This window comes from Thalassospira sp. MCCC 1A02491, assembly GCF_001613785.1.
In the GTDB taxonomy this organism is placed as follows: domain Bacteria; phylum Pseudomonadota; class Alphaproteobacteria; order Rhodospirillales; family Thalassospiraceae; genus Thalassospira; species Thalassospira povalilytica.
The window spans coordinates 132353-148599 of the sequence record NZ_LPVX01000005.1; the positions used below are offsets into that span (position 1 = coordinate 132353).

The 16247-nt window shown below is 56.6% G+C and carries 14 protein-coding genes; 5 read left to right on the plus strand and 9 right to left on the minus strand.

Features of this window, described 5'->3' with window-relative positions; all coding sequences use genetic code 11:
• Positions 1-3 precede the first annotated feature (3 nt).
• From AUQ42_RS03350 to AUQ42_RS03385, 8 genes are read right to left on the minus strand one after another with little or no spacing between them, the layout of a single operon-like run.
• The gene (locus AUQ42_RS03350) at positions 4-378 is read right to left on the minus strand and encodes an MmcQ/YjbR family DNA-binding protein (protein ID WP_068517547.1); all 375 of its coding nucleotides are present in this window, start codon (positions 376-378) and stop codon (positions 4-6) included.
• Positions 375-1535 carry a glycosyltransferase family 4 protein gene (locus AUQ42_RS03355; protein WP_068517548.1) on the minus strand — a complete coding sequence of 387 codons (1161 nt, stop codon included), beginning with the start codon at positions 1533-1535 and terminating at the stop codon, positions 375-377. The genes AUQ42_RS03350 and AUQ42_RS03355 overlap by 4 nt, the downstream gene beginning before the upstream one ends.
• The gene (locus AUQ42_RS03360) at positions 1532-2284 is read right to left on the minus strand and encodes a glycosyltransferase (protein WP_068517549.1); all 753 of its coding nucleotides are present in this window, start codon (positions 2282-2284) and stop codon (positions 1532-1534) included. The genes AUQ42_RS03355 and AUQ42_RS03360 overlap by 4 nt, the downstream gene beginning before the upstream one ends.
• Positions 2277-3791 carry a hypothetical protein gene (locus tag AUQ42_RS03365; protein WP_068517550.1) on the minus strand — a complete coding sequence of 505 codons (1515 nt, stop codon included), beginning with the start codon at positions 3789-3791 and terminating at the stop codon, positions 2277-2279. Before AUQ42_RS03365 ends, AUQ42_RS03360 begins: the two co-directional genes overlap by 8 nt.
• Positions 3776-4519: a hypothetical protein gene (locus tag AUQ42_RS03370; protein WP_068517551.1), complete on the minus strand. Its 744-nt coding sequence runs from the start codon at positions 4517-4519 to the stop codon at positions 3776-3778. Before AUQ42_RS03370 ends, AUQ42_RS03365 begins: the two co-directional genes overlap by 16 nt.
• Positions 4516-5703: a hypothetical protein gene (locus AUQ42_RS03375; RefSeq protein WP_068517552.1), complete on the minus strand. Its 1188-nt coding sequence runs from the start codon at positions 5701-5703 to the stop codon at positions 4516-4518. Before AUQ42_RS03375 ends, AUQ42_RS03370 begins: the two co-directional genes overlap by 4 nt.
• Positions 5696-6907: a glycosyltransferase family 4 protein gene (locus AUQ42_RS03380; protein WP_068517553.1), complete on the minus strand. Its 1212-nt coding sequence runs from the start codon at positions 6905-6907 to the stop codon at positions 5696-5698. The genes AUQ42_RS03375 and AUQ42_RS03380 overlap by 8 nt, the downstream gene beginning before the upstream one ends.
• The gene (locus AUQ42_RS03385; protein ID WP_082817706.1) at positions 6898-8031 is read right to left on the minus strand and encodes a glycosyltransferase family 4 protein; all 1134 of its coding nucleotides are present in this window, start codon (positions 8029-8031) and stop codon (positions 6898-6900) included. The genes AUQ42_RS03380 and AUQ42_RS03385 overlap by 10 nt, the downstream gene beginning before the upstream one ends.
• A 168-nt stretch (positions 8032-8199) precedes the next feature.
• Here AUQ42_RS03385 and AUQ42_RS03390 point away from each other — a divergent pair, with 168 nt between their 5' ends.
• The gene (locus AUQ42_RS03390) at positions 8200-9753 is read left to right on the plus strand and encodes a WecB/TagA/CpsF family glycosyltransferase (RefSeq protein ID WP_082817707.1); all 1554 of its coding nucleotides are present in this window, start codon (positions 8200-8202) and stop codon (positions 9751-9753) included.
• Complete coding sequence (locus tag AUQ42_RS03395) at positions 9750-11876, plus strand: tyrosine-protein kinase domain-containing protein (protein WP_068517556.1); 2127 nt, start codon at positions 9750-9752, stop codon at positions 11874-11876. Before AUQ42_RS03390 ends, AUQ42_RS03395 begins: the two co-directional genes overlap by 4 nt.
• A gap of 270 nt (positions 11877-12146) precedes the next feature.
• Here AUQ42_RS03395 and AUQ42_RS03400 read toward each other — a convergent pair whose 3' ends face one another.
• Complete coding sequence (locus tag AUQ42_RS03400) at positions 12147-13523, minus strand: O-antigen ligase (RefSeq protein WP_197460766.1); 1377 nt, start codon at positions 13521-13523, stop codon at positions 12147-12149.
• Positions 13524-13659: 136 nt separating this feature from the next.
• Here AUQ42_RS03400 and AUQ42_RS03405 point away from each other — a divergent pair, with 136 nt between their 5' ends.
• Genes AUQ42_RS03405 through AUQ42_RS15860 form a run of 3 tightly spaced genes read left to right on the plus strand, consistent with a single transcriptional unit; the run spans position 13660 to position 16189 of the window.
• Positions 13660-14790, plus strand: a complete 1131-nt coding sequence (locus AUQ42_RS03405; protein WP_231856670.1) for an O-antigen ligase — start codon at positions 13660-13662, stop codon at positions 14788-14790.
• Positions 14791-14815: 25 nt separating this feature from the next.
• Positions 14816-15844 (plus strand): hypothetical protein, encoded by a 1029-nt coding sequence (locus AUQ42_RS03410; protein ID WP_197460767.1) that lies wholly within the window; start codon positions 14816-14818, stop codon positions 15842-15844.
• Between the two features lie 3 nt (positions 15845-15847).
• Positions 15848-16189: a hypothetical protein gene (locus AUQ42_RS15860; protein WP_197460768.1), complete on the plus strand. Its 342-nt coding sequence runs from the start codon at positions 15848-15850 to the stop codon at positions 16187-16189.
• The last annotated feature ends 58 nt before the right edge of the window (positions 16190-16247 follow it).

A 16247-nucleotide genomic window follows, 5' to 3' on the forward strand; every position in this document is an offset into this window, starting at 1 on the left:
GCCTTAATCAGCTTCATCCTGATAAAGATCAAGCTCGCGCTGCATTTTCTTCGTCAAACCCTTGGCGACAATGCGGTGCGAGCTTTTTATATGATCGCAAAGATCCGCATCGCCAAGACCCGGTGCGTCATAATGCTGGATCCATTTCATGCCCCTTGATGCCAGATAGGGAGCAGGGCGCAGCCCCGGCATTTCTTTAAGCACCTCATAGCCGATTTCAGATGTCTTGAAGGTAATGCCAAGGGTTTCGTTCCGGGTCCATCCGGCAATGGCAAAGACCTTGCCGCCAACCTTCCAGACATCGGCACCACCCCATTGCACGACATGCGTGGTGTGGGGCAGTGATTTGCAAAAGGCATTGAATTCTTCGCGGGTCATTTGCGGTCATCCGGATTGGGGTTCCCGGCATTCTGATGGGTGGCGCCGGTGATGGGAAGTGTGTTTTGCAAAACATCCATAACCGTCATCTGGATTTGATCGGCAAACCGGGCGCGGTGAAAACGGTTCTGACACAGCGTCCAGGCATTTCGACGGATCATGTCGGTGCGGGCGGGATAACGGGTCACGTCGATGATAGCACGGGCAAGCAGATCGGGATCGCCTAGCGGGCATAGCCAGCCGGTTTGACCCGGGATGACAAATTCCGGCAATGTGGCGATATCGCTGGTAATTACCGGAATGCCCGCTGCCATCGCCTCAATCACGACTAGCGGCTGGGCTTCGTTGGCATAATTGGTTGGCAACACAAACAGATCGCAGTTTTGATAAAGAGCCGTGCACGCATTCGGGGCAATCGAACCGACATAATTTGAAAATGTTCTGATGCCACAGGATGCCAAAAGGGTGTCGAGTTCGGCCGTGGACATATCACCCGGTGCCCCGGCAATGGTCAGGTTGAAGGAAACACCACGTTTCCCGAGTAGCGCACACGCCGCGATCAGGGTTTCAATCCCCTTGGCGCGAAACAGATTGGACAGCCATAAAATGCGCACAGGCGATGTCGGGCACCAATCAGGGCCGAGCGACCTGGCAAAGGCATCATCATCCAGGCAATTGGCGATGATAACGGAACGGCAATCCAGACCGGCAATTTCAGCGCGCAGCGTTTCACCAAGCAAAATGGCGGTCTGGCCGGAAAAGACCCGCCTTTGAAACCATGCTGACCCCGCGGTTTGGCGCATGGCGCAAAGACCACGGCCATGCAGATGGATGATGGCGGGAACGCCAAACAATCTGGCCAGCAAGACATAAAGGCAATCACGGTAATAGGCCCCGCCCGTCGGGGCAAAGCAGATATAAAGGGCATCCCGACCGGGAAGGGCAAAAACAAGCCGGATGGCAAGCCAAAGCGCACGCAGGATTTTTCCAGCAGTTGGTCGGGCGATGTCTGAAAGCTTGGCGGCAAAGCGCATTTCGATGACATGCGTGTCGAACTTTTCCGACAGTGCTTCAATCGCATGCCGGTTCATTTTGGCTGCCCCGTGCATGGGCGGGGGCAATTGAACCATGGCAACAAGCCGGTTGCGTTTTGTCATCCCCCGGTCCCCCGCACAAAGCCAAATTTTGTACGCATCATCGCCAGTATCATCCAGTGTGAAAAACCGACATCGGCCCGATAACGGTCCAGAACAGTTTGCAAGGTCGCCCGATAGATATCAGACGGGATCGCGGCATAAAAACGTGTGGCCGGATCAAAGTTGCGGGCCATGAATGCGGTGTCGAGCTGCCAAAACGATGCGCCAGTCCGGCAGGCCGCGCGCAAATAGAAATCAAGATCGATACAGCACGGAAGGTTGGTGTCATAGCCGCCCGCACGAACCCAGATATCGCGGTGAAACGCCAGGGATGAGTGATGGAACGGATTGCTGAGATAAAGGCGGGACGGGGTAATTTGCCGTGATCCTTTACAACGGATGATTGGTCGGTCCGATTGTGCCGGGGTGAATAACAACGCGTCCGGTCGGGCGGCAAGAAAGTCCGCCTGTGCGTCGAGACGACCGGGAAGTGAAAGGTCGTCGATGTCCTGAATGGCAATCAGGCCGGTTTTGCAATTGCCGATTGCCAGATTTAAGGCCGCCCCGCGCCCAAGCCGTTTGGCTGTGATCAGCTTTATCCGGGTATCTGAACGAAGGATTTCTGGCAAGACAAGCGGCGGATTTGATCCATCATCAAGCAGGGTGGCGCGATCTTGCGCGCGCAGTGTTTGAACAAGGTTGCGGGCAAATCCGTCGATAAAACGCGATCCGTTATAGATGGTTGTGATGACCGTGACCGGATCAATCATTTTGCCCGTTCTCCCACCCGATAATAAGGGTTGCCTTGTATGTCTTCGGGGCCGTGATACGTTGAGCCGGGCCTGCAACCGTAATCGCGTCATTGTCATCAACCACGATCGGGTGATCGCACATCAAACGAATGCCGGTTTGTACGATGGACAGTTCGGTATCGGAAATGCGGTTCAGCTTTACATCCGCGGTGGCAAGAACGCGCAGCAAATCGGGTTTTGGTGAAAGACGTTCATCGCAGCTGTCTGTAATCCGGATTTCGGCATCGTCAAAATCAATGATCCGCTGCCCTGTTGTTCCCGCTAATTGAAAGGTTACAACAACCCGCCGGTCCGATTGGCACGTGGCAGTGATAAAACGTGCGACCGTGCCATCCCGGGTCGCCGGAAGCGGTATGGTTGCCGGGACATACAGGCTTGGCTGATCCTGCTCGCCGCCGGTTGGCGGGAACAGGATCATCGCACCGCTCCCCTTTCCCGATACAATGACAGGTGAGGGCGTCACATCAAAAATCCGGGCGCCTGAAAGAAGCATCTGTGCGTCATAATGTGCCGATGTGGTGGTAAAAATCATCCGGGTTTGGTGTGGATGATCGGTCGGCGTGCTTTGCGGCGTTTCTGGTGAAAGTCCGGCTGCCTGCAACAGCCAGTAACCGCCAAAAGCCAGATAATCGTCATGACGGTTATAACCATACCAGCCCGGTGTTAAGCGGTTGGTCGGACCGGGGTTTTCGGGAACGGCGCAAGGTGCAAGAAGATTGAGCGGCAAGGTCGCGGCATTTAGCATGGCATCTTCGATGCGATATAGAACCGCATCGGCCGCGTCATGAAAACCGTATTTCAACAGAACATAAAACGCACAGACCGCCCCGAAGCTTTGCCCCGCACCACGACCGGCCAAATTCGCATATCCGTGGTTTTGGCATATGCTGGCAATCAGATGCGTTGCCTTGCGTGCCAGTGCCTGATCGGTCCGGTTAGCGCTTTGCGACAGCAGGGCCGCGCAAAAGGCATGATATTGCGCGGAAAAGCATCCGGGTCGATCAAGAAACAGATCGGATCGCCAATAACGCATGCGAATAAAGCAGCGGTGCAAGGAAGCAGACAACCGGCTGAATGCGCCCGAATTTTTTGCCTGACGATTGCGCAATTGCAGGATCTGCCAGTTTGCGACATCGGGATTTTGATTGCGGGCATTTTTCAGGATGGCGCGACGGGCGGTTGCCGACATGTCCGGCATTGAAAGCAAGGCATATTCGATGAATTCACGGTGATAGGTTTTGTCGGGAATTTCGCGTTGAAGGGCGGTTTGTGCACGGGCGATCTGACGATGATACTGATCGCGATCAAGCCCGGACCAAAGCGCGCAGGCAAAGGCCTTGCCGTAAAAATCGGGAAGCACGAAATCGCCATCACGTTTTTGACGGCGAACCAATTCATCGGCGATGATTTTCGCCAGTCTGAGACAGCGTTCGGTCATCCCGGCATGGGTCAGTGGAAGTGACATGTGACCTCCATCCCGAGTGTCTGACCAGCCGTGAGCCGGTTAAGCGGTACGGCCTGAATTTCCGGGCAATGTTGGCCCCGACGTTCGCGAAGCCGCCATAAAAATCGCCGAACCGGTCCCATCCTCCAAAGCCGTTTGGCAACCCAATCCGGGGCGGAAAGGGTAAAGAACCGGTTGGCCCAGCGCAGCCAGACCTGATCAACCGGACCGGAGGGTAATAGACGGGCATGAATGATCCAGTGATCATCGCGATCACGCAGATAAAGATACGGGTCAAACCGCCCCGCGCCATCAGATCGGGTCAGGGTAAGGACTGCCCGATGGTTGGCATGGCTGACCAGTTCGGCCTGCCTGACAGGGTAAAGACGGTATTTGTCGCTATTGGTATGTTTAAACGATTGATCGGCAATTATGCCGTGATCAATGCCGGTTTTGGCAAAGACAAACCGGATCACCGCATCCTGAAGCGTGATGTCATCGAGTGCAGTGAAACTTGCCGACACGGTAAGGCATCGGGGGGCCACAAGATGCGTTTTCAGATCAATCTTTAACCGCCCGCCCGACAGATGCCAGATATCGCCGGTGTTATGGGCATTGCGCGCGATATCGGTCAGGGTGACAAAAGAATGCCGATCCGAACATTCAATGCCCCAATCGGCAAACGAGATATCGCCAAATCGGCCATCCATAACCCGGTTATCGGTAATCAAAACGTCGAGTTTGCTCATGTGCGCACATCCTTGCGCATCAGCCAGACCTGACAGCCTGCCAGTATGACGCACAACACACTGAGCCTGATCTGGGCGATGATCATAAGGTTTGCCAACAAACCCGGCGTTTTCATCGGTTCGGAAAACAGTGGAAGCGTTGCAAACAACAAGATCAGAAGAAGCCACCCCAGCCAGATCACCCGACCGCTTTCCTGTAAGACAAGGCATTGGCGAATAATGACAGCCAAAAGAAGCGGCCAGAACGCGCCGGTACGCAGGATTGCGACAAGATGCGTGTCCGGTGCTGCATAGATCAGATGTGCGATCAGGTCGGGGAAAAACAGCAGCAAGATGGTGACAGATGCCATTGGTACAAACAGCCAGCATTCCCGTACCGGTCCTTCCTGGCCTTTGGCAAACAGGGTGGCCGCAATCGCAGTTATCAAACCGGCACAGAACAGAAAGACACGTTGTGCAAGGAACAGTGCGTGCGATCCATCCCCCAACAACACAAAATCAAGGTTGGGCAGGAAACCGGCCAGAAGGGTAAAGCCGATTAGTCCGCATATCTGTTTGATATCAGGTGCGGGCGCGACCAAACGCGTTTGCGGTTCGGTGTGCAAGCGCGCTGCAAAGCAGATTGATGCAATAAAGGCCGCGATGGAGATCGCCGGTGCGATGGTAAACAAAATGAAATTGTTGTTCGTTGCGACGGCCAAAAATGCAGCCCCGATACCGGCAAGCTGGGCGATCACGGCAATCTGCCCAAGACGGGAAAATGCGGTCCGGGCGGTAATGATCCAGTCGGGCGACAGGGCCGCGGCAATCGGCATGATCACGAACGGCCAGTGGATTGGAAGGACAAATTCCGGTCGGGTCACAAGCAGCGCAATCGCGGCAAAGGCGACCAAAAGCCTGAAAGTGACAACGAGAATAGCGGTGGTGTGCGCCCCGGTCTGAACCAGCCGGATCAAAAGTGGGCCGGTGCCCGCCTGTGTTGCGGTAACGGCAAGTCCGGTCATTGCCAGTATCGCAAAATACCCGCCAAGGATGTCGGGTGCAAAACCATGCCCGATCAGCAAAAGAATGATCATGCCGCCCAGTCTGGCGATCAGGTTCGCCCCGACCATCCATAACGGAAACAGATTGGCCGTTATTGCCAGAATGACTTTATCAATGACTTTATCGATGGCTTTATCCATGGCGTGACAACATGGCTTCATAGGCCAGATCAACCCGATTGCCATAGCCGGTGACAAGATCCCGGCTGATCTGATCCCGGGCGGCGTGCGACAGGTTTTTGCGCATGGCCGGATTTTCAATCAGGGCCGACAGGGCGGTTGTCATTGCATCGGCATCACGTGGCGCAATGATCAGGCCGCTTATGTGATTGATTACCGGACTTCCGGCATCAAAGGTGGTGACAATGGCGCATCCGGCTGCCATGGCCTCCATCACGGCAAGGCTGCTGCCTTCTGACAGGCTGGGAAACACAAAGATGTCAGAGCCCAGCAACCGGTCGGCGACCACGGATCGGGGTTGGGGACCAAGCCATTCACAGCCGTCTGGCAGGTTGGCCAAAAGCGTTCTGGCACAAGGTTGCGCAGGCCCGATCAGGGTCAGGCAAATGCGCAGTCGATATTTGGCCCGAAGGGTCGACCAGGCGCGCAGAAGATGGGCTATCCCCTTGGCCAATGACAGATTGCCAACATAAAGCAGCCGGATAACCGTCCCGGTACGAGCCGGGCGGAGGCGGTGGACCAGTTCCTGGCATTGCGGGGATATGAAGGGCACCAGATAAATCTTGTCCGGATTGATGCCACATGTTTGCAGACCGTATGCGACCGCATCGGACGGTGCCAGAACCGCATCGGCAAACTGTGCTTCACGGGTTCTGCGACGGGCAAGGAATGCGGAAATTTCGCGATATGTCAGACCATGTGACTGATATTCCGCGGCAAGTTGGCGATACCGGATCGGGGCCAGTTGGCCGGTAATATCGGCAATGGTCACCATCCCGCGCGCCTTGGCGCGGCGCATGGCAGGAAGGCTGTAATTGCCCTGACCGTGGAAAATATCGGCCTTGGGATTGTGAAGCGATGCCAGAACCGACAACGGTATGTCGGAATAAAGGTTGGCGGCGGGCAGGCGCAATTTGCGGGCGACCTGCCCCATAAGATCGGGCACCAAATGCCGACCGGGAACTTGTGCAAGGACGGGGTCGGTCATACGCGATGGCGGGGTTGGAAAGCCGCGCCCATCATGTCGCCAGAAACTGTCCCAGCGGATCAGGCGGTTCTGCCGGGCAAGGTAACCTGCCAGAATTGCCGACTGATCAACCCGGCTGACCATCCACACAGATGGGCCGGTTTTGGACGGTTTCGGGACCGGGTGGATCAATTCCATTGGCAATGACCCCGGTGCCTGGCGATGCCGCGACAGACCGCCTGCCACAGGGTGTCGGCATGATGTCGGGCGGTGTTGGCGGTAATCCGGCTTGCCTGTCTTTGCCGGGTTTGATGCCAACGACCGGGATTGCGTAAGAGGTTTGAACAAGCCGATACCCATGCAGATGGCGTGTTCGCCAAAAGGGTATCATCGGGATCGAGAATATCGGGGGCACACCCGACAGCATCACTGGCAAGTGCGACCGCGCCACATGCAATCGCCTCAACCACGCCAAGGCCATAGGCATCATTGTGGCTTGGAAACAGGCAAAGCCTGGCCGCGCCAAGATGTGCGGGAAGCTGTGCCGGGGGAAGTTGACCCCATGTTTGGGTAATGTCTGCAAGACCTGTATGGCAAAGGCGATCCTTGATCTGCCCGGTATCGGTGCATCCGACAATGCCGATCTTGTGCACAATGTTTGATCGCACCAGTGTTGCGGCAATTTCAAGGAAGGTGTCGAAGCCCTTGCGACGGGTTGTCCGACCACACCACACAAGATCAAAGGGGCGTTCGAAAAAGCCGCGATTGGAAAGAGTGACCGGGATCGCATCATTGCCAAAGGACACGGGTATCGGCGTAACAAAGATATCTTCGGCGCTGGCGCCGTGGGTGGAAAACCAGTCTTTGCCGCGTGTGCTGGCAGCAATATGGCCATCAGCCGTGCGGACCATCTGGCGGCGGATGTAACGACGCACCGGATTGTCATAAAGGGCGTCCGATGCGGACCATCCGTCAAACTGGACAATGACGGGAATGCCGGATTGTGCGGCGAGATTTCGCGCCCGCCATTGCGCCATGCCAAACCCGGCAAGGATCAGGATATCGGGCCTTGTTTGCCGGATGGCCTTTGTGACGCCAACCGGAAAAGTCAGATTGCGGTTTTCACCGAGATATATATTCAAACCGGCAAGATTGATCTGCGCAAAGGGGGGCGTACGGTCGGGCCAGTTGCGTTGCGGTTCGGTGCGGTTGGTGCAGATGACGGTCAGGCCGCCACCGGCGTTTCGGGCGTGGTGATGCAGGGCGCTGTAACTGTCAAACCGGTACGGCGCAACAATGTTGGTCAGCAACGCTATTTTCACCAGAAGCTCATCCGTGGATGCTGTTGTTGCTGTTTAATCAATCATAAGTTACCTTTTCCATCAACGATACAAAAGTGCAGCCATGGGCATAAGTATCTATGGATGCTGAAAAAAATGTGATCTGGTTGGATTTCCGGGCAGTTGGTTCTGGACTGGCGGGGACGATGAATGCGACAGGGGAAAGCTGCGATTTTCGGGTTGCGTCTTGATCTCAGGCAGCGCGAAAAACTATGCGCAGATATCTGTAATTGGCTGGCATCTCGTGACCGGTATGCCGATGGTCCCTGTTTTCGACAGCAATCCCTGAATGCATTGAAATTGCCACAGGCACGCGGTGACGCCCGGTTGTTCCGGGCATTGGCAAATGCCGACAGCCTGAATGCCGATGGCATGGGTATTGTCTGGGCTGCGCGGCTTTTGGGCATCAAGGTGCCCGAACGGGTGACCGGCATTGACGTCATGACCGCATTGTTGCCCCGGTTTGAAAAACAGGGGGTGCGGGTTTTCCTGCTTGGCGCGCGCCCCGATGTTGTGCGCGAACTTCGGGCACGCTTGATGCGCCGTTATCCCGATCTTCAAATTGCCGGCATTCATCACGGATTTGATGCCGATGATGCCAAACTGGCCGCGATTGTCCGGCAAAGCGGGGCGGACGCGGTCTTTGTTGCCCTGCCATCGCCGCGCAAGGAAATCTTTGTTGACAGGTTCGGTGATCAGACCGGATGCGGATTTATTATGGGGGTCGGCGGGGCATTTGATGTTCTGTCGGGCCAAATAAGGCGGGCACCGGTTGTCATGCAAAAGGCCGGGTTGGAGTTTTTGTGGCGGATTGCCTGTCAGCCCCGATACATGTTGCCGCGTTACGGGCGCGGGCTTTGGGCGTTTGCGCGGCTGGTGATGCCGAAAATCATTGCCCATCGCGTGGGGCACATGCCCGGTTGGGCAAGGCTGGCGGCAATGATCACACTGGCAACACCGGTGATCCTGTTTGCGCGTGATGCCGGTTCCCAAGTCGTCACACCCGCCCCCGCTGTATCCCCCGCTGTATCCCCCGCTGTATCCCCCGCTGTGCCCACCGATGCGCCCACCGATGCGCCCCCCGGGATTGAAACCCCGGAAATGCGCACGCAGATCGCACAAAAGATCAGCGCCCTTACCACCCCGCAGGACGTCCGAAACATGATTGATCGGCTGCTTGATCTGGCACTGTTTGGCGAGACGGTGGAAGTGACCGAAAAGGCCGATGCCCGTCAGGTCGATAACCGTCAGGTCGATTGGCAGAGTGCGGATGCAACGATTTCGGCGGTCCTTAAAATGATGGAGGTTATCCTGAGTGCTGCGGGGGGAAACAGCTTTCTGGTCGAGGCGGTTTTTGGCGGCGTGTTAAAGCAGCTTCTTGGTCTGCATCCGGAACCAAGCCGCCTGACCCGCATGATTGAAAATAATGTGCCGACCCTTGCATCACGCTTTTTCGGTGACGGGGCCGTTCGGTTTGTGCCGGGGGATGACCGGTTTGATGATGATATTGCGGTTGTTGAAACAGGGATAGGCACCCCGTCATCGGGCATAACCGTTCCGCAGGCCCAAGTCCGCCAGGCGGTTTCCTATGACGTGATTTACCGCGTTGTGCAGACAGGTGGGCAGGCCAGCCCGGTCTGGCAGGATCTGGTGGACGAGCTTGGCGATGAGACATTTCAGCAGGAGGATGTCAGTCCAAGATGACGGGCCCATCATTTGAACAGTTTGACCCGTCCTTGCGTGAACTGGTTGCGATCTTGTGGCGGCGACGTGGCGTCGCAATTCTTGCCTTTGTCATTGTGCTGGTGGCGCTGCTTGGCGTGATTGCCAACTGGCAGCCGGGATATCGTGCGACGGCGGAAGTCGGCCTGATACCGGTTGTCACGATGTCTGGTGATCGCGCCAGTGACAGTGCAGCCCACAGAACCGGTGAATTGACCGCCCAGCAAATCGAAACCGTGATTGCCGAAATGCGCAGCGAGGAAACCCTGGCGACCGCCCTGGCGGTCCTGCGTGGTGCGGGCATCGGTTTCGATCCGGGCGGTGTCGAAAACAGTTTGGCAAATGATCCTGCGCCCCGAACAGGGGTGCCTGAAACCGGTGCAATCAACTGGCTGCGTGCCCGGTTCGTGGCCGAACGGATCGGTCATTCCGCCGTGATTGAGGCAAGCTTTGTCGCAACGGATGCGACCGTCAGTCAGGTCGCCCTTCAGGCAATTGTCGAAAGCTATGTCTGGCAGCGTGAAGATCGCCAGAAACATGTCATTCGATCCCGTCTTGAGGATGCGGACAGTCAGCTTGCCACCGCCCGCGAGGACCTTTTTGCCCGCGAAGGTGATTTGCTGGCCTGGCAACAACAGGCCGGGATGCTTGATCAGGAAGAAGGCGCATTGATGCTTGAACGGATCTATGCGCTTGACGAGCAGGCCGAAAAAATCGGTCAGGAGGTTGCAACCCTTGAACTGGCGGCCCGTCGCCGGGCAATGGCAAACGGGCTTGACGATCTTTTGGCCATTCCTGATATCGCCGGGCATCCGATGGTCGCACAGCTTTCGCAACGCTATGAAACCGAACGTCAGGAGTTTGACAGGCTTGATCAGCGTTACGGACCCAAACACCCGATAATGCAAGGCCGCCAGAAGGTGCTTGATGATCTTTATGCGCAATTGGTGGATGCGGCAATGACGGTATCGGGGCAGATGGGTGATGCGCTTGCCAGTGCGCGGGAAAGGCTTCGTCTGATCTCCGGGCAACGTGATCTTTGGCAAAGCCGATTGAATGACCGCCATGCCCGTACACAAGGTCAGGGCCAATTGCAGCGTGCGGTGGCACTGGCGCGTGACAATGTCGATCAACTTTCCCGGCACGTTCAGACATTGCGCCGTGAACTGGCATCCTTTCGCGGCGATTTGGAAATTCTGCAATCACCGACCCTTCCGGTGTCGGCGGAATTTCCGGCCAAACGCGATCTGATGGCGCTGGCCATCATGGTGGCATTGTTTGCCGCGGTGATTGCCGCTTTGTTGCGGCACTATTTCGATCAAACCATTGCCGATGATTTCGAACCGCAAGACGTTTTGGGCGTGCCGCTTTATGCGCGCATCCCCGCCCGCAATATGACGGATGGCAGGGGGCTTGCGACGGATGGCGGAGGCGATGAAGCAATCGGGCATCTGGCGGTTTTGATGCGCATCGTTGATCAGAACCGAAAACCCCCGCCAACCGGATCAACCGCGCAGATCATCGCCATCGGATCGGCACAAACCGGCGAAGGCAAAAGCCACATCGCCCACGCACTTGCATCATGTTTTGCCGGGCTTGGTCACAAAACCCTGCTGATTGATGGGGACCTTCATGATCCGACCGGCGGGGAAAATACCAACCGCGTCTTTGCCGATCTGGTCGCCCTTCTTTCCGGCGAAACGGATGTGACCGGATTTAAAGACGCCGCTGCCAAGACCGACGGGCAAACCGGGCAATATTGGCATCTGGGGGCAAGGATGGCGGTGCCCGGATCCATCGCGACCGGACTGATTGAGCGACATCTGGGACCGCTTGTTGATCAATTGCGCGATCAGTTTGATTACATCATCCTTGATACGCCGCCGATCCTGTCGGTTGCGGACGGGCTGGTTGCCATGGGGCTTGCCGATGTCAGGCTGTTTGTTTTGCGACACGGATCAAGCAAAAAGCGCGACGCCAAGGACGCGCTTGATCGTCTTGCCACGGCGGGTATTGTTGCCAGCGGCATCGTCTTGAATGGCGGTCCGGCGCGACCGGCCTATGGACGGGCCGATATGCCCCAAACGATGGGGGGCCGGGTATGATGCGGGGCATTGTGATGGCCGGGGCATTGGCCGTGATCCTTTATGCCGGCGGGCAACTGGCGACAGAAGCGGCGGCATTGCGCAAACTTGATGACCCGCAAGCCGGATTTGCCAATGCAAACGGATTTGAAGCCGCCCTTCGCACCGAGGCATTGCACAAGGCACTGGCGACGGGTGACCCGAAAATCCTTGATCACACCATCACCGATCAGCGTAGCCATGCCCCGTTCGATCCGTTTTTGATGGCGGTTTCCGCCCTGTCGGGGATGGTTAGGGATGACCGTGATCTGCAACGGCGTGCGGCCCTGTTTGACCGGGCCTTGTCACTTGCCCCGCATGACCGGCGGATAAGGACGATGCGCGATGCCGGGCAATTGATGCTTCAAACCCGGCCCCCAAAATGGCAACAACCGGCAAAATCAGGGCCGGTAGCCCGATGACCCAGTCAAATATCGTGCTTGTCAGAAACAGGCTGATCACGGCTATCATAAGTCCCCGAAATGGCTGGTTCCATGTGGCACGCATGATCAAGGCTGCACTGAAAATCACGGCAATTGCCAGTGCCAAAGTTACCGGTACCCCAAAGATAATTGCACCATCAAGCCACAGGTTATGCGTACTGAACCAGTTGGCATCTTTATTGAGTTCCGGGGTCGCAAAATGACCCATGACAAGGGCAATGCTGTCTGGTCCGAAGCCGGTGAATGGTCGATCGGAAATGGCCCGAAGGGCCGTCGCCCAGGCATCATCGCGCTGGATCAGGTCAAAGCGCGTCAGATCATGAAACCGCGATACCAGTTCAGGTACACCAACCGATGCGACAAGCCCGATGCCGATCACACAGAAACCGGCAAAAAACAGCTTTCCCCAGTGCCGCATGTGGGTCGATCGGCCCGGATACCGGGCAAAGCCGATCATGAAAAAGGTCGCGATCAGAACCAGGGCAAATGCCAGGCGCGAATGGCTTTGGGTCAGGGCTGCAACAAACAGGATGGCAAGTGCAAGATAGCCGCCCGACTGATCAAGGCGTCGTCCAATCGGCACATGATGACGGGTATCGGCATCAGCGCCAGCATGACGGTAATTGGTATGGGGAACCATAAACAGATAGATGCTGGCGATATATCCGATCCCCATCAATCCGCCAAACGCACTGCGATTGGCAAGGCTTCCGGTCCAGTCCCCGATATGGGCGGTCTTGGCAAACCAGAATGTTGTCTGTGCGTCAAAAACCGCATTGCCAAGCGCCAGCACCATCTGAAGGGTGCAAGCAATGATGATGGCATGCAAAATTGCCAAAAGCCCGCCATTGGGGGCCTTTTGCGCGATCAGGGATATCAGCGTGACGGTCGCGCAAAGCCAGATGATATCAAAGGTTTGATTGATCCAGGCCGCGGGATACAGGGCAACAAAGGGAACATCAAACGGAAAGGCTTGATCCGGCCAGACCGGGGATGCCTGTATGATCATCCAGATGACGATAATGGCGGCAAACAGCCAGACACCGATCACGTAGCGGGGCAGGGATATGGTGTGCATTCGCCAGCACATGGCGATCAACCCGACCCCGGTCAGGATGGCGAGAACCGCAATCGTCCAAGGCCGCCCGCCGCCCAGCATCACGGGGGCAAGAATGATTTCCGCCATCAGACAAAACTGCGCCAGTCGCACCATCGACCTGTGCCAATCTGCTTTGAAATGAAGGAGATGACCCTAGCCCAATTTGATCGGCCTGTCGCCAGCCAAACCGGCAATCCTGACCACAAGCAGTGCGGGGATTGCCATGAACGGCAATAGGCAGACCGCATCATTTGCCAAACCGGGAATTGGCAAACCACACTTTGGTAAAACCGATCGCCATTCCGGTCAGAATGCCCGGCGTCGATTGCCGATATGGGTGGTGATTGCGGGCAACGGGGTGATGGCAGCATCATTCTGGTTGCTTGGGGCCGGGGGGATGTTGGCCAAGCTGGTTTTGCTGGCCTTTTGGGTGCTGATGGTGGCGGGTTCGCTCCGCACGATCCGGCTTGGCCCCGGTTTGCTGACCGGTTTGCTGATCCTTGCCGGATTGACCGGGCTGATCATGTTCGGGAATGGCGGAGGTGATGAAAAGATCCGCCTGATCGGTAATCTGATGATGATGCCGGTCGGGCTTGTGGCCGGGGCGGTGATCGGGCGCGATTGTTTGCGCATCCTGATGCCCGCCATGCTGTTTTACCTGATCCTTTCAAGTTCGTTTTATCTGACCCATGAAGGGGCGCGGCTTAATCACGCCTTTTTGTTTCTGGGATTTTTTGCCCTGTGTTCTGTTTGCAATTTCGGCCATCGGCGCTGGTTGATGATGGCGACTGCGGGTGCGGTCTTTCTGTCCCAAACCCGGATTGCCGTGATTGCGATGCTGATCAATGCCTTCGGCATGATCCGGTTTTCACGGGCGATGACGTGGATTGCGGGCTTGATCATTGTCGGCATTGTGGCCGGGGGTGTGATGGCGTATCTGCCCCGTCTTGTGATGACCCATGACAGCGGGCGGCTGGCATTCTGGACGATGTTTGCCGAAATCTGGCGTGACGGATCAGACGGGCAAAGGTGGCTTGGCTTCGGGGCCGGGTCGGTGGAAGAAATCCTGTCTCAGACCGCATCGTTCGGATCATTTGGCGCACTTCACAACGATCATTTCCGTATTCTGTTTGAAACCGGGATTGTCGGCGCGTTGCTGTGGGGGACGGGGTGGGCTGTCGTGATCTTGATGGTGCGCCAGACGCGATTGGCGGTTTGTATCTTGCTGTCGGTTTTCGTCACCATGATTACGGACAACAGTCTGAATTACGGCCATTATCTGATCTGTTGTGCCATTGCGGCCGGGATCAGCGCGCAAGAAGGAAAGAACGGTGAACCGGTCCGAAATGATTGATATCCGCGATCGGGTCTTGGCCAGAATGGCGCAAGACGATTTTGCCGGTGCCGATCCGTTTGACGGGCTTGAAAGCCGCCTGTTTGCGGCAAGCGGGCTTGGCCGGTTTCGGACATGCCGTCTGATCTGGCTTCAGGCAATCAAGCGCGGACCACGCTTTTTGCGCCGGTTGGCCGATATTGCCCCGATGATCAATCCCAAGACATTGGCCTTGCTGAACGGGGCAGGCGAGGGGATCAGGCTTGGTGATTTTTCAGACCGGTTGCGTTCCATGCAACAAGCCGATGGCGGGTGGGCTTATCCATTTGAATGGCAGGCGCGCGCCTTTCACGCCAAACGACATCAAAGCAATGCAATCGTTACAAGCTTTGTCATGGACAGCATCTGCAAGGGCGGCGTCACCCCCGATGACCCCGCCCTGATCCGGGCGGCAGATTTCATCGAACGGGACCTTTGGCGGGATGGGTATTTCGCCTATTTCGCCCATGATGATACTGAAATTCATAATGCCAGCCTTTGGGCGACCTTTGCCCTGAACCGGATCAGGCCGGGAAATGCGAAATCGGAATGCGCGTTGCGCCGGGTTGTCGATGCCCAGCAACGCGATGGCAGTTGGGTTTATGGCACACGCGGCCATCATGGCTTTGTTGACGGGTTTCACACTGGCTATGTGCTTGATCTTTTGGACCGGTTTCGGGCGGCGGGTGTGGATAGCCTTGATGATGCGATTGCACGCGGATGGGCATTTTATCGCAAAGCCTGCTTTGACGATGCGGGCATCCCGCGCAGCTATGCCGGCCGGGGCGGATATCTTGATGCCCATGCGGTCGCACAGGCAATGGCAAGCCTGTGCCGGTTTGGCGATCTCGGTGGGGCAATCCATGTTGCAGAATGGGCGGTGCAAACCCTTTATGATCGCAAACGCGATGTGTTTTATGCCGGGATTGGACGATTGGGGCGCGATAGGCACGTTTATATGCGCTGGACACAGGCCTGGATGGTCTGGGGGCTGTCAATCGTGATAGAAGCAATGAAACCCACGCAGCAAGAATGACCAATGCCGGAATTTGATCCAACCGCACCGCTTTCATTTGCCCATCCCGATCCGGACCGCCCGGCAAAGGAGGCGGCGTTGCGGGCCTTGTCCGAGGATGCCTTTCGCGCCCTTTATGCAATCACGCGGGCCGAGGCCACGCAGATGAAAGCCGCCGGCGATATGGAGGCCCTTTATGGCCTGACCCGCGGGATGAAGACCCTGCAACGAATTGGCGGGGAACGCGGGATCATTCTTAAAGCAACCCGCATCGGCTTTCTGAAAGACGCCGGGATTGAAGTGCCCGGTGATTTTGATCAGATGGGGCAAGCCGAAATCGTCAAGACGTTTGAAGGCGGAAACTAGTCCCGCGCGCTGATATTGCGGGTAGGGCGGCTTTGCGTCATAAACAGCCAGAACCCTG